This window comes from Paraburkholderia sp. 22098, assembly GCF_052045935.1.
Taxonomy (GTDB): Bacteria; Pseudomonadota; Gammaproteobacteria; order Burkholderiales; family Burkholderiaceae; genus Paraburkholderia; species Paraburkholderia caledonica.
Map to the genome: position 1 here is coordinate 72,003 of NZ_JBQEPV010000012.1, position 20,824 is coordinate 92,826.

Consider the following 20,824-nt stretch of genomic DNA (forward strand, 5'->3'; position numbering starts at 1 on the left):
GAACACCGCTCGGACGTCCTTTTCTGCTCTCGCCCCTCCCGATCAACGTTCGAAAATTTAAGCGCCGCTTTAACTGCAATTGCCTTCTGTTCGCGGCCGCAAACGCCAACATCGCGCCAATTCAGCCGTAGCGACGGAATTGCCCGGAGCGCATCTGGCAGCGCGCGACGCTCGCCGCTTTGCTATTGTCAGCCGCCAATACGATACTAGTAGCCTGTTCGTATTCCGCCTTCGAGGAACTGCTAATGACTGCCCTGCTCACTCGCGAATTCGCTTCGAAATTCGCCAACCTTGCGCTCGCCCACCTCACGCGCGAATATCCGAACAAACTCACGCATTCGCTTGCCGGCCCCGAAGACGTCAAAAGCCCTCGTGCATTGCATCCGATCTTCTATGGCAGCTATGACTGGCATTCGTGCGTGCACGGCTACTGGCTGGTTCTTCATCTAATAGAGCGCTTTCCGGACCTGCCGGAAGCAGCACGTATCGTCGCTGTGGTCGACGAGCACTTCACCGCGGCAAACGTGGCCGGCGAGCGCGCTTATCTGGACTTGCCGCACAACCTGGGCTTCGAGCGGCCGTATGGCTGGGCATGGCTGCTCGCGCTCAGCGCGCAGTTGCATTCGTTGAAGCTGTCGGATGCTGCGCGGTGGGCGAAAACGTTCGCGCCGCTGACCGAAGTTTTCGTCGAACGCTTCCAGACGTTCCTTCCCAAGGCCACCTATCCGTTGCGCGTCGGCACGCACTTCAACATGGCATTTGCGCTTGCACTCACGCTGGATTTCGCGCGGCAAACGTCACACAGCCAGCTCGAAGCGCTGATCGTCAGTACCGCGGAGCGCTGGTTTTTGCACGACGTGGGTTGCCAGGCATGGGAGCCCGCGGGCGACGAGTTTCTGTCCCCTTCGCTGATGGAAGCCGAGTTGATGCGGCGTGTGTTGCCGCCCGCTCAGTTCGTCGACTGGTTCGGCCGCTTTCTTCCCGATCTGGGTGCGAAAAAGCCCGCCACGCTGTTTGAACCGGTTACCGTCACTGATCGCACCGACGGCAAGATTGCTCACCTCGACGGCCTCAATCTGAGCCGTGCATGGTGTCAACGCTCGCTGGCCCGCGCGTTACCGGCGCAAGACATAAGGCGCGCAGTGCTGTTCGATTCGGCCGAGCGGCATTTGCAAAGCGCGCTGCCTCACGTCGCAGGAGATTACATGGGCGAGCACTGGCTGGGCACGTTCGCCACGCTCGCACTGGAAGCGTGAGTTGGGTGCAGGCCGGCTATGTCCGGCCTGCAAATCAGATCTGCGTGGGGCGACGGATCAACTCACAAATCAGGCGACAAATCGCGCGCCTCAAGCCGGGCCTCTCGTAGAGCCCGCGAATCCGCCGCCACCTGCATCACTGTGTCGACAGCTTCTTCGGCTTCGCCGGCGCCTGGACCTTGTTGTACTGGAATTCCGGCGTTGCCTTCAAGGCTGCCTTCGTCGCGCCGGCCAGATAAAAATTGCCCGAGCGAATGTCGAGTGCTGCGATAGGCACCGCTACGTCATGCGACGCAACGCCAAGGAAACCGCCCGCAGCGACGATTGCAGCGGAAAGCGAGCCGTCCGGTGCGACCACCAGATCGCGGATCGAGCCGATCTTCTCGTTCTGGTCGTTGTACACAGCCTTGCCAAGAATGCTCTTCTTAACGCTCCAGCCGTTCAGCAGCGCATTGGACTGCTCGACGGTGACACTCAGGGGTTGCGTGCCGGCGACTTGCGCCTGCGCGCCAAAGCTCGTTGCAGCTACCGCGACAGCCACCAGAAGTTTGCCCAAAGTCATTCTATTTACTCCCTTTTTAGAAGATCTGACCGGCGCATAACCGCGCCGAACGAAACGCTGCGAAAGCATCATACCGGCTGCGACGCGTGGCTGCATGCTCGGTGACACAGGGGCGAAGCGCGCTGCATACACAGGGCGGTAAAATCGCATCGGGCGATAACGCGCTGTTTCCGAGGTGGTGAGTTTGACTGAGCTTGAACAGGGTTTCATCTTGACGCGGCACTGGCGGGACACACCCGCCGGCACCGAAGTCGATTTCTGGCTGGCAACGGACGGCGGGCCTCGTCATATCCGTCTGCGGCATCAAACATCGGTTGCATTCATTCCCGCTGAACAGCGCGAGCGCGCCGAAACCATTCTGCGTCGCGAAGCGCCGCTCGATCTGCGTTCACTGGAACTGCGCGACTTTCATCATCGGCCCGTGATGGGACTGTATTGTCCGCAATATCGTCAGTTGACCGGCTTTGAAAAGCGCCTGAAGCAAGGCGGCGTCGACGTCTATGAAGCCGACATCTTTCCGCCCGAGCGCTACATGATGGAGCGTTTCATCACCGCGCCGGTCGTGTTCAGCGGTGAGCATGCACGCGACGGCGCGCTCGTGAATGGCGAGTTGAAACCGGCAGCGGACTATCGTCCTTCATTGAAACTCGTGTCGCTCGATATTGAAACCAGCGTCCACGCCGAACTCTATTCGATTGCACTCGAAGGTTGCGGGCAGCGTCAGGTGTATATGCTCGGGCCGCCGAACGGCGACGCGAGCGAACTCGACTTCGACCTCGAATACTGCGAAACGCGCGCACAGTTGCTCGAAAAGTTGAATACGTGGATGGAGCGGCATGATCCGGATGCGATCATCGGGTGGAATCTCGTGCAGTTCGATTTGCGTGTACTCCAGCAGCATGCCGAACAATATCGCGTGCCGCTTCGGCTTGGACGTGGCGGCGCCGCGATGGAATGGCGCGAACACGGCCTCAAGCAGAACCACTATTTCGCGGGTGCAGCCGGGCGGCTCATCATCGACGGCATAGAGGCGTTACGCTCCGCAACGTGGAGCTTCCCGTCGTTTAGTCTCGAACACGTTTCGCGCGCCGTGCTCGGCGAAGGCAAAGCTATCGACAATCCTTATCAGCGCATGGATGAGATCCAGCGCCGCTTCGACGAAGACAAGCCGGCACTCGCCCGGTACAACCTGAAGGATTGCGAGCTCGTCACGCGCATTTTCGCCAAAACAGAACTGCTGCCGTTTCTGCTGGAACGCGCCACCGTAACCGGCCTGCCTGCCGACCGCAGCGGCGGTTCGGTCGCGGCGTTCACGCATTTGTATATGCCGCGAATGCATCGGCAAGGCTATGTCGCACCTAATCTCGGCGACGTGGCGGGCGCCGCAAGTCCCGGCGGATTCGTCATGGACTCGCGCCCCGGACTTTACGATTCGGTGCTGGTGCTCGATTACAAGAGCCTGTACCCGTCCATCATTCGCACGTTTCTGATCGACCCGGTCGGACTGGTAGAAGGCATGCTGAATCCCGCCGACGATCAATCGGTGCCGGGCTTTCTCGGCGCCCGCTTCTCTCGCACGCGCCATTGCCTGCCGTCGATTGTGAGCCAGGTGTGGCAAGGCCGCGAAACAGCGAAGCGCGAGCAGAACAAGCCGCTCTCGCAAGCACTGAAGATCATCATGAATGCGTTTTACGGCGTGCTCGGCTCGACCGGTTGCCGCTTTTTCGACCCGCGGCTTGCGTCGTCGATCACGATGCGCGGTCACGAGATCATGCACCGCACGCGCGAGCTGATTCAGGCCGAAGGTTATGAAGTCATTTACGGCGATACGGATTCGACCTTTGTCTGGCTCAAGCACGCGCATGGCGAAGAAGAAGCGAGCCGCATTGGACGAACGCTTGTCGACCATATCAACGCATGGTGGCGGCAGGATCTGCAACAGCGTTTCGGGCTGGAGAGCGCACTCGAACTGCAGTTCGAGCGGCATTACCGGCGGTTCTTCATGCCGACCATTCGGGGCGCCGAAGAAGGCAGCAAGAAGCGCTATGCGGGGCTTACTGTTTTGCCGGACGGCAGCGAAGAGATCGTCTACAAAGGACTCGAAACGGTGCGCACGGACTGGACTCCGCTCGCGCAGCAGTTTCAGCAGGAGCTCTATCGGCGCATCTTCACACAGCAGCCTTATCAGGACTACGTGCGCGACTATGTGCGCGATACGCTCGCAGGCAAGCTCGACGATCAGCTCGTCTATCGCAAGCGCCTGCGCAGGCCGCTTGGCGACTATGAGCGCAATGTGCCGCCTCACGTGCGCGCAGCGCGTGTCGCCGACGAATTCAACCGCCGGCAAGGACGTCCGCTGCAATATCAGAACGGCGGCTGGATCAGCTACGTCATGACGATCGCCGGACCCGAGCCGCTCGAAACGCTACGCTCTGCCATCGACTACGAGCACTATTTGACGCGTCAATTGCAACCTGTTGCAGACGCAATCTTGCCGCTGCTACGCGACGACTTCACGCGGCTGACGTCCGGGCAGAAACAGTTGTTCTGACGCGGTGCCAGCAGCGTAAAGTCGGGCAAGCCATATCATTCAGGCTTACTGCGGCGCCGGAAAGCCGAGCGCGTCCGCTTTGGTTCGCAACTCGGCAAAACGGCCACCTGGCGCACTGATCGCCGTGTTCGGCACGGTCTGGCTCTTGTCGAGTTGCTCGATGCCGCTCGCGCCCGAAGTCGCCGTCGATAGATTCGAGCAGGCAGAGCCAAAGGTGCCTTGCGTCACCGCGATCGCCGGTGCGTCGGTGCGCGCGGCGTCGGTAAAGTCGAGCGCATAGGCCAGGTTGAAGGTTGTCGAATCGCTCGCGCGCACGCCGAGTGGGTCCAGACCGAAGCGCCATGCGAGCAACTGGTGAATGGAACTCGGGTCGAACGGATAACGCGACACGTAGTTGGCACGCACACGCGGTCCGAGCAGCATGCAGGGCACGCGAAAACCGAGCCGGCCGTCGTTGCCGAGCGCGGCCTCGGCGGCGGACACCGGCTTGACGGGCGGCGCGACATGCTCCATGAAGCCGCCCCACTCGTCATACACGATGATCATCAGCGTCCTGCTCCAGTTGGGGCTGGTGCGTAGCGCATCGTAGATCTGGCCGAGCAGCACCTGGCCGTTGCGCACGTCGGCATGAGGATGGTCGTCGTTCGACGTGCCCTGCGCCTCGCCGCCAAAGCTCGGCTCGACCATGCAGAACGACGGCAACGTGCCCGCGGCTGCGTCGGAGAGAAAGTTGGCAAAGAGCTTCGAGCGGCCCACGTAACGCGTGCCGTAGAGCGCGGTAAACGGCACGTCGTGGAAGTAGTAGGTGGACGAGACGTTTTTCGCGTCCAGGCGATCCCAGATCGTTGGCAGCGTCGACGTGGCGAGCGTGTCCGACAAGCGGTCTGTTTCGCCGCTGTGCAGATAGACGCGGTTCGGATAAGTGTCGGCGAGAATGCCGCTCATGTAGTAGTCGCAGACGGTGTACTGCGGTACCGCGCCGCGATAGAAGTCGAGGTCTGCCGCCTGGAAATAACCGATCGGCAACAGGTCGCCGCGCGTAAGGCTTGTGTTGGGCGTGAGCAGGAAGCCGTTCATTGCGCCATTGGCAAGATGAACGCGTCCAGCGTCGTATGAGTGATTGGGGTCGGCGAACGAGCAGGCCTGGAAACCATAGGCGGCGTTCGAAGGGAGCGAGAACGGCGTGTGAGTTTCGCCAAATGCATCTTTGAAATTTCGACCGCTCTGTGCAGTTTCCGCATTGGGCACCCAGCCTAGCAGATGGTCGAATGAGCGATTTTCCATGGTGACGAGCACCACGTGGTCGATGCCCGAGGTAGCCGGATCGGGTAGCGCGGGACGCGGCAGATTCGCGCGGCCAGGAGGAATCGTGCCGACGGCTGGCGTTCCTCCGGAGCCGCCGCTGTTACCGCCTCCGCCGCCTCCTCCGCACGCCGACAGTGCTATTGAGCCTGCCAGCGCGGCAAGAACCTTGCGGCGGCCTGCATCGGGCGGATTGGTTGGCCTGGTCGTCATGATCGTCTCCCTTTGTTAGCTGCTTGCTGTTTTCGCGGAAGAACTCGCGTGGCGGATTTTTACCGCCGGGCGATTTCGTGCAACGAGGGAGCAATTACCGTTCCGCTAAAAAGAAAAGCCGGGCTGACAACGCAGCCCGGCTTCTTCCACGGCAACAGGATTGGGCCAGCAATGGAAAACGGTGAGCGATATGCCCACGCCGCGCCGGAACTGAGCGATGCAGCACGGCCGGAAACAGCGACCTGCTGCAAGCCTTCGCAAAGCTCCAGGTTCAGGCCTTATGCGTCGGCAACCGGGCTGCTGATGAAGCGCAGCGCAAGCCGGTTCATCACGATTGCAACGGCCGCGATGATGGCGGGGACAGCCAGCACCGAGAACACTACCTGGAAGCTGAACCCGAGCGACAGCAGCGCACCGCCCACGAGCGAGCCCAGAATCCCTCCGAGGCGCCCGAACCCGAGCATCCAGCTCACGCCCGTCGCCCGTGCCCGCGTCGGATAGCAGCTCGGCGCCAGTGCATTCAAGCCGGTCTGCGCGCCGCTCATGAAGAACCCCGCACACGTGACGAGAACCGGCAGCAGGCTCGACTTGAGCGTGCCCATGCCGAGCGCAAAGATGAATACGCCGCCCAGCAGGTAGGCCGCACCGATCACGCCGTTGCGGTCCAGACGGTCCATCGCGAAGCCCACCGCCACCGCGCCGACAGTGCCGCCCAACTGGAACATGCCGGTGATCGCGGCCGCGCGCTCGACGGGCAAACCGGCGTCCTTGATCAGCGTCGGCAGCCAGCCGGTCAGCAGATAAATGATCAGCAGTCCCATGAAATAGGTCAGCCACAGCATCAGCGTGCTGAATGCGTAGCCGTCGGCGAACAGCATCCGCACAGGCGCCTTGGCGGCGACCACCGGTTCAGGCGCCGTAAAGCGCACGTCGCTGCTGAATTCGTGGCCGCATACGCGCCCGAGCGTCGCCGCAATACGTTGAGTGGGCAGTTTGCGCACCAGCATCAGACGCGCGGATTCAGGCAGCAGCCACAGCAGCAGCGGCACGCTCACAATCGGCAGAATTCCGCCGAACATGAACACCGCGCGCCAGCCGTAGTGCGGAATCAGCGAAGCCGCGACGAAGCCGCCCGCGCCGGAGCCGAAATTGAAGCCCGTGAACATGATCGTGAGCAGCAGCGAGCGATTGCGCGACGGCACATATTCGGAGAGCAGCGTGGTCGAATTCGGCATGGCGGCGCCAAGGCCGAGGCCCGTGAGAAAACGTAGCGCGACGAGTTGCACAGGCGTCTCGGCAAATGTGCAAATCAGGCTGAAGAAGCCGAAGCAGAACACCGAAGCAATGAGCACCTTCTTGCGTCCAATGCGATCGGCAACAGGGCCCGCAGCCAAAGCGCCGACCGCGAGGCCGACCATGGCAGCGCTCATCACCGGACCGAACGCGGTGCGGCTTACATTCCAGTCATGCATGATGACGGGCGCAACGAAGCCCATCACGGCCGTGTCCAGGCCGTCCATCATGACGATCAGAAAACACAGAACGAGCACGAGCCATTGGTAGGGCGACACCTTTCGTGCGTCGATAAACGCCTTGATGTCGACTGAATCTGCAGATTTCATGCATGTCTCCGAAGAAAATAGTTTCCCGTCCCGGCTTTCCGTGGAAGCCGGGTTTTGTTCTTGCATCGAAATTGAAGGAGCCGTCAGCGCGCGGCTCAAGTGCTGCGCGCTAAACGGCGTCGGGCACGTTGCGCGTCTTTAAAAACGCTTCGAGGGTTTCGCCACGCATGCTTGCGTACATGCCCAGGTTGGTGATCTTCACCACGCGCGCGAATTTTTCGAGCACGAAGAAGCACACGCCGTAGCGGATCAGGCCGATCCAGTCGGCGTTGTCGACCAGCGTGCGTTCCTGCGGCGTGAGACCTGCCTTGTCATACGCCGCCTGACGATTTTCGAGCCACAGTGCGCGCGCCGCCGCTTCGCGCATCTGCCAGAAGAAGCGGTTCAGGCGCATCGCCTTGATGCTCTGGCGGATATCGAACGGATACGTGCCCGTCAGTTCTTCGACGCCGATCAGTTGCGGATTCATTGCGCCACCTCGTCTTCGTAAATCGTCACGGCCATTGCGGTGCTCGTTGCAAGGTAGTAATTGCGATGCAGCTCGCGGACCTTTGAACCGAGCGCACCGCGCATGGCGAGCCACATGATCGTTTCGACGCTTTCCGCGCCGCCGAGGCGCACGTAATCGACATGCTTCATCGCGGCAAGACGTTGCGGTTCATGAACGATCAGGTCGAGGAACTCCATGTCCCACTCGGTGTTGTTAAAGCCGCTGCGCTCGCCGTGCACCTGGTGCGAAAGACCGCCCGTACCGACCACTACCACGTCGAGATCTTCTCCAAACGATTCGATCGCGCGGCGCAACGCCTGGCCGAGGCGATAGCAGCGGTTCGCGGTCGGTAGCGGATACTGCAGCACGTTGACCTGCACGGGCACCAGCGCAAGCGGCCAGCCGCCGGCATGAGGCAGCATCAACGAGAGAGGCGAATTGCAGCCGTGATCGAGCGGACGGTCCTGAAAGATTGTGAGGTCGAACTCGTCGTTGACCAGTTGCTCGGCAATGTGGATTGCAAGATCGGGATGGCCCGCGATATCCGGAAGAGGACGCTTGCCCGCACCCTCGTCCGCGAATTCATGATTGCCCGAGACGCCCAGAGCGAATGTCGGGTAACAGTCGAAGAAGAAGCTGTTCGCGTGGTCGTTGTAGAACATCACCATAGCGTCCGGCTTACGCTCGGCGAGCCAGTTCGCCACCGGCTCGTAGCCCTTGAAGAGCGGCGCCCATGCCGGGTCGTTCTGCTTACCCTTGTCGTACGCCATGCCGATAGTCGGCACATGCGAGGTGCCGATACCACCAATGATCCTTGCCATTTCGTTTGTCTTCCGTCGCTTCGTGCTGCGCAATTACTGCGGGCCAATCGGATACGTTGCAGGAAGGCTGAACACCTTCTCGCATTTCACTTGGGATACCAAGATAAGAGTTGCGCGGCTTTGTAGGAAGTACGGGTAAACCAATGTTACGGGGTCAATGAGTGCCTATATGAAGCCCCATTGCAGACTGTCTGAGCCTTGTATCAGTCCTGAAAGCCTTCCTCCGCTTGGAGCGTTTTGTATCCCAATTTCCCGTGCGCAGCATTTTCCAACGAGTTTTGGTGACAGGTAGCCATAAACAAAATAGATGCCTCTGAAACCAACTCGCAAGGTATGTCTCTACCGTGGTGCCGCGCGTTTTGCGTGGCTATACTGGACGACGTCCAATGAGCAGATGACGATGAACGAAACGACACAGCAGGCTATTGTTCAGACCTTACGCGAGAAGATCCTGGCAGGAGAACTGTCGCCGGGCCAACGCCTCGTCGAAGCGCAACTCGCGCAATCTCTCGGTGTATCACGTACGCCGCTGCGCTATGCACTCAGTGTGCTGTCTTCAGAAGGACTGCTCGACCGCTCGGGCGCGCGCGGCTATATAGTCCGCCGCTTCAGCGTACGCGACGTACTGAACGCAATCGACGTGCGCGGCGTGCTCGAAGGGCTCGCCGCGCGTGCGGTCGCCGAGAGCGGCGTGGACGTTGCACTTGCCGCCGCGCTCGACGATTGCCTGCGCGAAGGCGACGACATCTTTCGCAACGGCAGCCTTCAACCCGGCGACGACGTGCGCTATGCAGCGATGAACGGACGCTTCCACTCGCTCATCATCGCGGCAGCGCAGAACACGGCGGTTAGTGCAGCGTTGAGCCTGAACGACAAGATTCCGTTCGTCTCGCCCTCCACCATCGCATTCGACGAAGCCGCACGCGAGCGTCAATTCATGATGCTGATGTACGCGCACCGACAGCACCACGCAATCGCGGACGCGTTGAAGAAAGGCGAAGGCGCGCGCGTCGAAGCGTTGATGAAAGAGCACACGCACATATCGAAGGAAAGTCTGAATCTGTCGCTGCCGGCATTGCATCTGATCGCGGGCGCCGCATGACGCGCGACGCATCGCTCGTTGCCGTCAGAAACGACGCGCCCGGCAAAGCGCCTGCGAAGACCACGGCGCCCGCAAGCAGCAAGGACCTGCTCAATCTCGCGCAACTGCGCGCCTTTCGCCTTGTCGCGGACATGGGCAGTGCAACGCGTGCGGCCGCCGCGCTGTTTCGCGCGCAATCGGCGGTGACGCGCTCGGTTCAGGAACTCGAGTCGGCAGTTGGAGAACCGCTATTCGATCGCGGTCCTTCGGGCATGCTGCCCACACCCGTTGGCCGGGCGGTGCTGCTTCGCTGCGAACGGATATTCGTAGAACTCGAAGAACTCGCACAATGGTGCGCTGCGCGGCAGGCACGCCGCCGCCCTGCTGCTGAAGGCGCACTGCCGGCCTATCTGCTGAACACACGGCGGCTGCAGATTTTCGTCGCGCTTGCACGGCACCGTCATATGCCGAGCGCGGCCAAAACGTTCGGTATCAGTCAACCCGCCGTCAGCACCGCGGTTCGCGTGCTCGAAAGCGGCTCGGGACTGAGCCTCTTTCACCGGAGCCCCCGCGGCATTCTGCTCACCGCCGAAGGTGAAACGTTTCTGCTGCATGTGCGGCGCGCGTTGAACGAATTGCGCCACGTGCCCGACGATATCGCCGCCCTGCGCGGCAATATTCGGGGCGCGGTAACGGTCGGCGCGCTGCCGCTCGGGCGCACGCTGATCCTTCCCAAAGCGATTGCGAAATTGAGCGCGGACAATCCGGGCGTGCGGGTAGTCACCGACGAAAGCGCGTATGAAGCGCTGGTCGCGGGATTGAGAGCGGGTGACATCGACTTCATTCTCGGCGCGCTGCGCGACAACGACTCGACGAGCGGCCTGAAGAACGAGCGCTTGATGTCGGAAGACATGGTGCTTCTCGTGCGGCGCGATCATCCGCTTACGCGCGCTCATGAGCCGAACATCGCGGATCTGCGCGACGCGCAGTGGATCCTGCCACGCAGTCACGCGCCCGCGCGAGCGCTGTTCGAAGCCCAGTTCAAGCGGATGAAAATCAAACCGCCACTGCCCACGGTCGAAACCGCAGACCTCGCCGTGATTCGCGGCCTGCTGCTCGGCACCGACATGGTGGCGGCGCTATCCGCGCAGCAGTTGCACTACGAGGTGCAAGCGGGGCAACTCGCAGTACTCAAGGTGCCGCTGCACAACACGCGGCGCGAGATCGGGCTGACCATGCGCGCGGCAGGTACGCCCTCGCCGGCGGCTCGGGCGCTGATCGACGCAATTCGTCTGTCGGTGGTCGAGCTCACGCGCACAGTCAGCGTCGCGTCAAGTTAGCGGCGGCTTGCGGCGACTGCCCGCTGATGGTCCGCTAACGACCAGCAGCGAGGACCGCGGCGATATCCGTCGCTAGACCTGCGGCTCCCATACCGAGGAAGGAATGCCGACCACACCGTCGAACAGCCAGCGCGCGGTGCGCAGCAACGCCGCGCTCAGCACTTCGGGCCGCTCGGGCTCGCCGCCGAGCGTGAGTTCGACGGTGAACTCGCCGGTCGGATGCTCGACGGAAACCCGCTTGCGTGCGCCTTCGAGTTCCACTTTCGCAATGCCGTCGCACACCGTGCCCGGCAGCACCGCCGCCGTCGCCACACTCACTGCGCCGAGCACGCCAATCGATGCATGGCAGCGGTGCGGAATAAAGCTGCGCGTCGAAATCGTGCCGCCGTTACGCGGCTCCGCGACGAGGCATATCTTCGGTACCGTTCGGGCGCTGACGTCGCCAAGGTTCATCATCGGGCCCACGGCAAGCCGGATTTTTTCGATGCGCGCCTTCAGTTCGTCGTCTGCGTCGAGTTCTTCGCGCGTTTCGTAACCGGTGCGTTGCAAGTCGCGCGCTCGCATCAGCACGAGCGGCATGCCGTTGTCGATGCACGTCAGTTCGACGCCTTCCACGGTGTCCTTGAGTCGTCCCGTCGGCAGCAGCGCGCCGCACGTCGAGCCGGCCGTATCCCGGAACTCGAGCGGAATCGGCGCGGCGACGCCCGGCACGCCGTCGATGCGCGCGTCGCCTTCATATGTCACGCGGAAGCCCGGCGTGCGGACCGTTGCGACCGCGATCTGCCCGGTGTTGACCATGTGAATCGCCACGCGCGTGCTGCCGTCTTCAGCGTTGACAAGTCCGCGTTCAATCGCATACGGCCCGACGCCCGCGAGAATGTTGCCGCAGTTCTGGCCGAAATCGACGCGCGCCTCGTTGACGACGACCTGCGCGAACAGGTAGTCGACGTCGGCGTCCTCGCGCGACGATGGAGAGATGATTGCGACCTTGCTGGTCAGCGGGTCCGCACCGCCGATGCCGTCGATCTGCCGCGGATCGGGCGAGCCCATCACCGCGAGCAGCACTCGGTCGCGTTCGGCGGGCTCGGCGGGCAAGTCGGACGCCATGAAAAACGCGCCTTTGGACGTGCCGCCGCGAATCATCATGCAGGGAATGCGGGTCTGGGTGCGGCTTTGCATCGCGAGTCTCCATCGCTAATAGGCGGCTCTCATTGTAGTTTTCGATGCCACCGGCACAGCACCTAAAGCGGCCTGCAAGTCCATCCAATCTGTTTATTGGCTATGCCTGATGGCGATCTGCAACCTTGTTGCAAGCCGCCTGGAATGGCACGAATGCGAGCCCGCGGGCATGCGTTGACGCAACGTCCGCGTGAAACCGTTTTCTCCATACGAAATGCGCGCGTTTGCCCATCGCCGGGGATTGGCTTCAAAACCGCCTTCTGTTCGACCAATTGAAGCTCGGCCACCCAGCGCACACTGACGTCGTGCCAATTGCGCCAGGAGCTTCAGATGTCTTCCCGTCATCGCCAGAATCCCCCGTTCGACGAAAACCTGCTCGAGCCGGCAACGGCCGAATGGACCAACCCTGCGCCCGACGCCGATGCGCAAACCATGCACGGCCTGCACATTGCTTCGCAGAATGTGTTGCACCTCGCGACGCAGACGTACAATGCTGCGGCGCGCGGCGACGATGCAGCGGCACAGGCAGCGCGCGCGTCGCTGGAACAGCAACTGGGTCTGACCACGCGTCTGATCGACGAGCTTGTTTCCGGCGGGGCCGACCAGCCCACGATGCACTGACCGGCCCTCAATAAAACAAGGCCGACAGCAATAACCGCGGTTTCCAATCTTCGAGACAAGAAATGAGCGCTTTGACGGTAATTCTCTGCATCTGGGCAATGGTTGCGTTCTGCGCGGTGCTGTTCATCCGCGGCGCCACGGCGCGCGTCGAGCGCCCCAGGAAGTCGACACAAAGCCGTCCGGCGCGCTTCTCAATCGCCGAATAAGGGCTCGGCGGGGCGCGATGCAGCGGGGCTCGCTGGATTGCGGTGAACGGTCGTTGCACGGCGCCGCTTGGGTGCCGTCATTCCCGCGCCGGCCAGGGCAAACCCTGCGCCGACCAGTCGAGTTCGACGCCGATCACGGAACGCTCGTCTGCGAACTGCGCAGCGAGCGTCACCGCGATGCACGGCCTGCCGCTCGCTAGCGAAAGGTATGGATTGCTGGCGATCGCGACACCCGGCAACAGCACTGCATTGCGATAGTACGGCCGATGATCCCAGCGCGCGTCTCGCGGATTCGCCACCGGATGCAGCGAAGCGCCTTCCATGCTCCACGCCGGCCCCGGCACTTCGGGACCGAGCTGGCGTCCGGAAGCGTCGAGGATGAAGCAGCTTACGCAACGCTCGAACGTCGCCAGAGAAGAGAACGCGCGATCCATGGCTACGCCGGCATGCAACGCGTCCGCTGCCTCGCGCAACGCCACGCGGTACGGCTCGACCACGGATTCGAACAACGCATGCTGATGCGCGCGGCCCTGCGCGATCATGTCGAAGGCATCGTCAATTCGTAGATGCACGGAGCCAGGCGAAACGATCTGCGCTGCCGGCCGCCCAAGCAGATAACCTTGCGCGAAGTCCACGTTCGATTCGACGGCGAGAATCAGCTCCTCGGTCGTTTCCACACCTTCCACTACCACCAGCATGCCGGCCTGATGCAACAGCGACACGAGCTTCGGCAAGATCGGCTGTTCGGTGCCGTGGCTCGTCGCGCGTATCAGTTCGCCGTCGAGCTTGACGATATCCGGACGGATGCGCAGCAGCCGGTCGAGGTTCGACTGGCCGGCTCCAAAGTCGTCGACGGCAATCAGGAAACCGTGTTCGCGATACAGCGCCGCTGCGCGCGACATCTCGCCGACACTGCCGCCGTGCGACTCGAGAATTTCCAGAATCACCTGCTGCGGCGCGAGTCCCACCCTTCGCACGATGGCGGCGAGGTCATCCGCATAACCGTCGGCGACAAAGGTGGCCGGCAGAATGTTGAGGAACAGCCAGCCGTCGGCGGGCAGCGACGCGCGTGCGTTGGCAAGGTGCACGGCATGGCTCGCACGGTCGAGCACGCCTTCGTCGTTGGAGGGCTTGGGCGCGAACAGCGCCGCGGGCGGCAGTAGCGTGCCGTCGTCCAGTTCGCCCCGCAGCAGCGCCTCGAAGCCCACCTGCTTCTGATGCGACAAGCTGAAAAGCGGCTGAAAATGAGAGGTCAGGTAATAGTCTTCCCATCGATGCCGCGAGTTCGATGCGCCCGCCGAGGCGGCCGCGCCGCAGGCGTCTTCGATCAGCGACTGCAGCGGTGCCTGCGGCAGCGGACGCTCCGAGCACACGCGATCCCTGCCCGAATGCTTGGCGCGCAGCAACGCTTCATCGGCGCGGTCGAGCAGCACCATGATGCTTTCGCCGCTGCGGTGTTCGGCCACGCCGAAACTGGCAGTCAGATTGCCGTCCGGGCGCTCAATCTCGGCAATTGCGCCGCGCAGCCGCTCGGCGAGGCGCAGCGCGCCGGCCAGTCCGTCGCATAGCAATATGGCAAATTCTTCGCCGCCGATCCGGCTCACGCTGTCCGTGCCGCCGGTTCCGTCGAGCAGCACCTGCGCGACCTCGCGCAACGCAAGGTCGCCCACCCCATGACCGAACCGGTCGTTCAACGACTTGAAGTTGTCGATGTCCAGAAAGATCGCGCTGACCTCTCCGCCCTGCGCCACGTCCGCGAGCCGCCGCTCCGCCTGGGCGACGAACGCGCGGCGGTTTTGCAGACCGGTCAATGGATCGGTGGCCGCCAGTTGAGCCAACTGGTCCTCCAGCAGGAAGTGATTGCGCCGGAACCGGTAGAAGCCGAAATGAAACACGACCGAGGTCGGCAAGCCGATCGCCGCGATCCACATCCACATGACGACGTCGACGTCGGCCGTGCGCGGCGCGCCAGGCAGCAGCGGGATCGCTGCCGCATAGAAGAGCGCGCTGCCGACAAAGAAATGCGTCGGCGTGAGCCAGAGCGGCGCGGCGCAAACCGGTATCACGACCATCGCCGGCAGCGTCCACAGCAGCGGCTGTTGCAAGCCCACAACATTCAGCGCAAGTCCGCCAACCAGCGCGAGCGAAAACGCGACGCCGATTGCCCCGAAGGTCCACGTCGACTTCGCACGCGGGATGGCCAGCACCAGCAAAGCCAGCACTAGCGCACAGCCAAGGCGGTACGCAAGCGGCGCCGCCGGTCCGCCGACAAACGCGCGCGCCGCGACGAGAGAGAGGAACGCAACGACGGTGAACGCCATTGTCACGGTCGACAGCGGACGCTGATGTTCGAGCGAGCGCCGGTGAAAGCGCTCGCGCAGACTGGCATCGGATGAGTGCTGCGTCGAAGTGAGGAGCATAAGGATGGGCTACAGGGCAGGTCCGGTCACTCTATCCATGTATATCGGCAAACATCTGACGAATGTTGAGCCTTTCCAAAAATATCCGGCAATAAATACGCGGGCGCTCGCTCAGATCAGGCGACGCAGCGACTGGGCCGCGCCCGCGCGCTGAATCCGATGCTCGGGGCTCGGCGATCATACTCCCGGCCGGAAATTAATTCCGACAAGATATAACCCCTTGCGGAAATGCACGTCGGTATAAAAAGGAAGGCGAAGATCCTCAATGCCTTGAACAAAGTAGCCGTTAATACACCTGGAAGTTGTGAGCGCAACAGTCGTTTGCGAGCCACAGACTCATGGCAGAAGTTGTAATGCTTCGTGGTCCTTCTGTATGCAGCATAGGGTTCGCACGTATCGGCCAGGTGACCGAAAGTGGCTAAAAGTTAATGTCTTAAGTAGACTGCTTCAAAGTGTGCGGAAGCGCCTGGTGAAAGCGGTAAAACTAACCTACGCGGCCATGCGCGAGTCATGCGAGCACTGTCCCTGCACCCGGTCGTCGCGGTCCTTTTTAGCCAGTTGGCATCGACGGCCATTTTCCAGAAAACATGGTTCCAATCCTCGATTACCTGCTCGAACGCCAGATGTCACCGCAATGGCGGGGCATGCTTTGCGCCTTGGCCTCGGAGTTCGAGGCGCAGATCGGCCGCGATGAATTGCGTCAACTGATGCACCGCGTGGGAAGTCGTTTTGCTGCGGCCCATCCGCTGCCTGCCTGCGACTCGACCACCGACCTCGAGCGGACCCTGAACGAGCGTTGGCAGGAAATCGATTGGGGATATGTCGAACTCGCCGACGACTCCGAGTCGCTACGCATCGTTCATTACTGCGCGCCGCTGCCGGCGTTCGGCAACGATGCGCTTGCGTGGACCCCGGCATTCCTGGAAGGCGCGTATCAGACCTGGTTGAGCGCGCTTGGCGCGCAGGGCTTGTCAGTCGCACAAACCAGCGAGTATTCGCAAGACACGGCGCTCGAGTTCCGTCTCGGCCGTCATGCAGCGTGAAAGCCGTAACAGGCCAGGGCCGAGCTGCGCGCAGGACCGGTGCGCGATCAGCAACGGGCAGTCAGGTTGGGCACTGGTTTGGCGCCGCGACCGGAAGTAAGGACCGGGCAACGTAAAGCACTAAATGAATGGCGGCAACATGAGTTCATCAAGCGACATCGAAAAATTATTCGATCACTTCGGCGGCGACGCCAACGCGTACCAGGAGATCGGGCGCGAGAACGAGGCGCATTCGGCGCGCACGCGCTGGCCGTTGCTGGTGACGCTCGATCTCAAGCAGCCGCTGATTCCCCCGATCGGGCAACGCGCACAAGCAAGACCTCAACCGGTGGCCGATGAGGCCGCCGCGCTCGCCGTCGAGCGTCAGGACCCGGCCACGCCGAAAGACGCGGCCTCGGTGACGCGCGCAAAGGCACCGCTTTTCACGCGCTCACATCGGCGCGACATTCCGCCGGTTGTCGTGGCTGCGGCAACGCCGGCCGCGCCGCGCGGCGCATCGCGCTTCGGTGCGCCCGAAACGCATGGCGAGGTCGCGCAGGCAACGGCTTCGAAGGCGGCTGATGCTGCGTCGATGCCGGTTTCGTCTCCGGTTCCACCGGCAACGAGACAGGTCGAGCCGGTGGCTGCCGTCGTCCCTCCTGTCAGGATCGCATCTATCGCGCCGCTCGCGCCCGTTTCCTCCGTGCCGCCAGTCCAGCCGATCCCGCCCTTCATGCAGAGTGCGCCGGCCATCGCTGCTGCGAGCAATCCGCGCGCAGCATCGGCGCCAACATCTGCGGACGCACCGGCATGGGCACAAGCGCCGGCGCCTGTCCGTTCCGGTCCGGGCGCCGCCCGCACGCCCCACGCCGCGCCCGCGCCTGCCCCCGCCCCGGCCCGCACGCAGCCCTTCATGTCTGCGCCAACGACCATGGCAGCTTCGCAACCGACGTCGATCCTCGGCAAACTGTTTAGCTCACAAGCGGAGACCGCGCCGCTCCACGCGGCCGCGCCCGCCACGCAAGCGGTGCCGCTGCAATCGCTGTTCGACCGCCTGCGCGGCACGCCGCGCGCAGCCGCGGCGTCGGCAGTGAGCGCCGAACCCGCCGAGTCCAACTCGTGGCTCGTCAACCGCCCGCGTCGCTCATGAAAGTCATTGCGGTAGTGTCCGCCAAGGGCGGCGTCGGCAAGACGACCCTCGCCGCGAACCTCGCTTCGGTGCTCGCCGCGAGCGGCCGCCGTGTGATCGCGCTCGACCTCGATCCGCAGAACGCGCTGCGTCTGCACTTCGGCGTGCCGCTCGACAGCATCGACGGCATCTCGCGTGCCACGCTGACCGGCGACGCATGGCAGTCGGTCATGTTCGACGGCGTCGACGGCGTCACCGTGCTGCCATACGGCGCGGTACTGGAAGACGACCGCCGCCGCTTCGAGGCGCATGTCGACCAGGACCCGCTGTGGCTCGCGCATGCGTTGCGCACCTTGAGGCTCGAAGCATCCGACGTCGTGGTCGTGGACACACCGCCGGGTTCTTCGGCGTACGTGCGCGCCGCCTTGTGCGCGGCCACTTTCGCGCTTAACGTGGTGCTGGCCGACGCCGCTTCTTACGCGGCGATCCCGCAAATGGAGCGGCTGATCGACACCTACGCGGCGCCGCGCGCCGAGTTCGGCGGCGTGGGCTATGTGGTCAATCAGATCGACCAGTCGCGCCAGTTGACCAAAGACGTACTCAAGGTTCTGCGCCAGATGCTCGGCGAGAAACTCTTTCCCGGCGTGATCCATCTCGACGAAGGCGTGAGCGAAGCACTCGCCTGCGACACCACGCTCATCCACTACGATCCGCTTAGCCAGGCCGCCGCCGACTTCCGCGCGTGCGGCACGTGGCTGATGTCGGCGGTCGACGCGATCGCTGTCTCGCCAAGGAATGTCGCATGAGCACGACTCATCGCGAAGGCATTGAAGCGAGCGAACCGTCGCGGTTCGAACGCTTTGTCGACGCACGCTTCTGGAATAGCCGCATCGTCACCGGTCTCGTCACGCTGTTCGCACTGGTGATGCTGTACTTCGTTTTCACGGTGCCGCTCGCTTTCTACGAGCAACTCACGTTCGCCACCTGCTGCTTCGTCACCGCGCTGCTGTTTCGCCGCCTGCAAGGCCGTTACGCGACGATGGTGATGATCATGCTCTCAGTGGTGACGTCGGGCCGCTACATGTACTGGCGGCTAACGTCGACAACTTATTGGGAGCATCCGCTCGACGCCGCGTGGGGCCTGCTGCTCGTGTCGGCGGAAGTCTATTCGACGCTCGTGCTGCTGCTCGGCTACTTTCAGACCGCATGGCCGCTCAAACGCAAGCCGATGCCGCTGCCCGCTTCGCGCAGCGACTGGCCTACCGTCGACGTCTTCATTCCCACTTATAACGAGCCGCTTTCGGTGGTCAAGCCGACCATCTACGCGGCGCTCGCGCTCGACTATCCGGCCGAAAAACTGTCCATCCACGTGCTGGACGACGGCCGCCGTCCCGAGTTCAAGGCGTTCTGCGAGGAAGTCGGCGTCAACTGGACGATCCGCACGCACAACCGCCACGCGAAGGCCGGCAACATCAACGAAGCGTTGAAGATCACCAAGGGCGAATACCTCGCCATTTTCGATTGCGATCACATTCCGACGCGCTCGTTCCTGCAGATCGGCCTTGGCTGGTTCCTGCGCGACAAGCTGCTGTCGATGCTGCAAACGCCGCACCACTTTTTCTCCGCCGACCCGTTCGAGCGCAACCTCGGCACGTTCCGCAAAGTGCCGAACGAAGGCGAACTGTTCTATGGGCTCGTGCAGGACGGCAACGATCTGTGGAACGCCACTTTCTTCTGCGGTTCATGCGCGCTGCTGCGCCGGACGATGGTCGAGGAGATCGGCGGCATCGCGGTAGAGACCGTCACTGAAGACGCTCACACCGCGCTAAAGCTGCACCGTCTCGGCTACACCACAGCGTATCTGGCGATTCCGCAAGCCGCGGGGCTCGCGACCGAAAGCCTGTCGGGTCACATCGGCCAGCGGATTCGCTGGGCGCGCGGCATGACGCAGATCTTCCGGATCGATAATCCGCTCACGGGCAAGGGCCTGAAGTTCGGCCAGCGGCTTTGCTATCTGAACGCGATGATGCACTTCTTCTACGGCATCCCGCGTCTCGTGTTTCTCACCGCGCCGCTGTCGTATCTGTTCTTCGGCGCGCATGTGATCGAAGCCGCCGCGAGCACCATCGCCATCTACGCATTGCCCCACATGATGCACGCCAGCATTACCAATTCGCGCATGCAGCGCTCGTTCCGCCATTCGTTCTGGGCCGAGGTCTATGAATCGGTGCTGGCGTCGTATATCACTGCGCCCACGTTGCTCGCGCTCATCAACCCGAAGCTCGGCAAGTTCAACGTGACGGCCAAAGGTGGCCAGATCGAGAAGAACTATTTCGACTGGGCGATCTCGCGGCCGTATCTGTTCCTGCTGTTGCTCAACCTGATCGGTTTCTGCGTGGGCATCGTGCATATCTATCTGAACTGGCATACCCGCAGCATCGTGCAGACCACCGTGCTGAACCTCGGCTGGACCACGTACAACATGCTGATTCTCGGCGCGAGCGTGGCTGCCGCGAGCGAGCGCCGGCAGATTCGCGCGGTGCATCGCGTGGCGATGGAAATGCCGGTCATGCTCAAGTTCTCCACGGGCCGCACGCTCGCCTGCAAGACCATTGACTACTCGGAAGGCGGCGTAGGTGTCGCGTTGCCCGCGGCCATTCAGGTGCCGATGCACGAGCGCGTCACCGTGTCGCTCTTTCGCGGCGACGAGGAATACGCGTTCCCCGCCACGGTCGGCTTCACGGCGCCGGGCCGGGTCGGCCTGCGCTTTTCCGCGATGACGCGCGAGCAGGAATACGAGTTCGTCAAGACCACGTTTGCACGCGCCGACGCCTGGACCGGCTGGGCCGAGGGGCGCCAGCAGGACACGCCGCTGCGCGGGCTCTCGCACGTGCTGACGGTGGGCGTGCGCGGCATCGCAGGCCTCTTCGAGCATCTCTACAACGACCTGCGAAGCTCGATGAAAAGCCGTCCGGTGGACGTCAAGAAGCTAAAAACCAAAGACTGATC

General features: G+C 62.6%; 17 protein-coding genes. 10 read left to right on the forward strand and 7 right to left on the reverse strand.

Annotation, left to right across the window (positions count from 1 at the left end; translation table 11 throughout):
• The first annotated feature begins 245 nt into the window (after positions 1–245).
• Positions 246–1,256: a DUF2891 domain-containing protein gene (locus tag ACTJLB_RS23875; protein WP_408162673.1), complete on the forward strand. Its 1,011-nt coding sequence runs from the start codon at positions 246–248 to the stop codon at positions 1,254–1,256.
• 136 nt (positions 1,257–1,392) lie between these two features.
• On the opposite strand, the gene ACTJLB_RS23880 is transcribed toward ACTJLB_RS23875, so the two are convergent.
• Positions 1,393–1,818 (reverse strand): PRC-barrel domain-containing protein, encoded by a 426-nt coding sequence (locus ACTJLB_RS23880; protein ID WP_020066394.1) that lies wholly within the window; start codon positions 1,816–1,818, stop codon positions 1,393–1,395.
• 184 nt (positions 1,819–2,002) lie between these two features.
• On the opposite strand from ACTJLB_RS23880, the gene ACTJLB_RS23885 reads away from it, so the two are divergent.
• A complete protein-coding gene (locus ACTJLB_RS23885; RefSeq protein WP_440784665.1) occupies positions 2,003–4,369 on the forward strand; it encodes a DNA polymerase II in 2,367 nt (788 codons plus the stop codon).
• A gap of 45 nt (positions 4,370–4,414) precedes the next feature.
• Here ACTJLB_RS23885 and ACTJLB_RS23890 read toward each other — a convergent pair whose 3' ends face one another.
• From ACTJLB_RS23890 to ACTJLB_RS23905, 4 genes are all read right to left on the reverse strand, one after another.
• Positions 4,415–5,884: an alkaline phosphatase family protein gene (locus tag ACTJLB_RS23890; protein ID WP_204521751.1), complete on the reverse strand. Its 1,470-nt coding sequence runs from the start codon at positions 5,882–5,884 to the stop codon at positions 4,415–4,417.
• Between the two features lie 278 nt (positions 5,885–6,162).
• Positions 6,163–7,506, reverse strand: coding sequence for an MFS transporter (locus tag ACTJLB_RS23895; protein WP_087753430.1), 1,344 nt, complete (start codon positions 7,504–7,506; stop codon positions 6,163–6,165).
• A gap of 109 nt (positions 7,507–7,615) precedes the next feature.
• The gene (locus ACTJLB_RS23900; RefSeq protein WP_088173983.1) at positions 7,616–7,975 is read right to left on the reverse strand and encodes a protocatechuate 3,4-dioxygenase; all 360 of its coding nucleotides are present in this window, start codon (positions 7,973–7,975) and stop codon (positions 7,616–7,618) included.
• The gene (locus ACTJLB_RS23905; protein WP_087753432.1) at positions 7,972–8,817 is read right to left on the reverse strand and encodes a gallate dioxygenase; all 846 of its coding nucleotides are present in this window, start codon (positions 8,815–8,817) and stop codon (positions 7,972–7,974) included. Before ACTJLB_RS23905 ends, ACTJLB_RS23900 begins: the two co-directional genes overlap by 4 nt.
• A 400-nt stretch (positions 8,818–9,217) precedes the next feature.
• Here ACTJLB_RS23905 and ACTJLB_RS23910 point away from each other — a divergent pair, with 400 nt between their 5' ends.
• Entirely contained in the window at positions 9,218–9,919 is a 702-nt protein-coding gene (locus ACTJLB_RS23910) for a GntR family transcriptional regulator (RefSeq protein ID WP_440784667.1), read from the forward strand.
• Positions 9,916–11,238, forward strand: coding sequence for a LysR family transcriptional regulator (locus ACTJLB_RS23915; protein WP_440784668.1), 1,323 nt, complete (start codon positions 9,916–9,918; stop codon positions 11,236–11,238). Before ACTJLB_RS23910 ends, ACTJLB_RS23915 begins: the two co-directional genes overlap by 4 nt.
• Before the next feature lie 72 nt (positions 11,239–11,310).
• Here the strand turns inward: ACTJLB_RS23915 and ACTJLB_RS23920 are convergent, their stop codons facing one another.
• A complete protein-coding gene (locus ACTJLB_RS23920; RefSeq protein WP_440784669.1) occupies positions 11,311–12,417 on the reverse strand; it encodes a 4-oxalomesaconate tautomerase in 1,107 nt (368 codons plus the stop codon).
• Between the two features lie 330 nt (positions 12,418–12,747).
• Between ACTJLB_RS23920 and ACTJLB_RS23925 the strand changes: the two genes are divergently transcribed.
• Together ACTJLB_RS23925 and ACTJLB_RS23930 are read left to right on the forward strand one after the other, a co-directional pair.
• Positions 12,748–13,038, forward strand: a complete 291-nt coding sequence (locus ACTJLB_RS23925) for a hypothetical protein (RefSeq protein WP_440784670.1) — start codon at positions 12,748–12,750, stop codon at positions 13,036–13,038.
• Between the two features lie 62 nt (positions 13,039–13,100).
• Positions 13,101–13,244 (forward strand): hypothetical protein, encoded by a 144-nt coding sequence (locus tag ACTJLB_RS23930; protein WP_020066404.1) that lies wholly within the window; start codon positions 13,101–13,103, stop codon positions 13,242–13,244.
• A 77-nt stretch (positions 13,245–13,321) separates the two neighbouring features.
• On the opposite strand, the gene ACTJLB_RS23935 is transcribed toward ACTJLB_RS23930, so the two are convergent.
• Positions 13,322–15,664, reverse strand: coding sequence for an EAL domain-containing protein (locus ACTJLB_RS23935; protein WP_440784671.1), 2,343 nt, complete (start codon positions 15,662–15,664; stop codon positions 13,322–13,324).
• 587 nt (positions 15,665–16,251) lie between these two features.
• On the opposite strand from ACTJLB_RS23935, the gene bcsD reads away from it, so the two are divergent.
• The 4 genes from bcsD to bcsA all read left to right on the forward strand — a co-directional run bounded on the left by bcsD (position 16,252) and on the right by bcsA (position 20,822).
• Positions 16,252–16,707 (forward strand): cellulose biosynthesis protein BcsD, encoded by a 456-nt coding sequence (gene bcsD / locus ACTJLB_RS23940; protein ID WP_020066406.1) that lies wholly within the window; start codon positions 16,252–16,254, stop codon positions 16,705–16,707.
• A gap of 139 nt (positions 16,708–16,846) precedes the next feature.
• The gene (gene bcsP, locus ACTJLB_RS23945) at positions 16,847–17,836 is read left to right on the forward strand and encodes a cellulose biosynthesis protein BcsP (RefSeq protein ID WP_440784672.1); all 990 of its coding nucleotides are present in this window, start codon (positions 16,847–16,849) and stop codon (positions 17,834–17,836) included.
• Complete coding sequence (bcsQ, locus tag ACTJLB_RS23950; protein WP_128590147.1) at positions 17,833–18,621, forward strand: cellulose biosynthesis protein BcsQ; 789 nt, start codon at positions 17,833–17,835, stop codon at positions 18,619–18,621. The genes bcsP and bcsQ overlap by 4 nt, the downstream gene beginning before the upstream one ends.
• Complete coding sequence (gene bcsA, locus ACTJLB_RS23955) at positions 18,618–20,822, forward strand: UDP-forming cellulose synthase catalytic subunit (protein ID WP_440784673.1); 2,205 nt, start codon at positions 18,618–18,620, stop codon at positions 20,820–20,822. Before bcsQ ends, bcsA begins: the two co-directional genes overlap by 4 nt.
• The last annotated feature ends 2 nt before the right edge of the window (positions 20,823–20,824 follow it).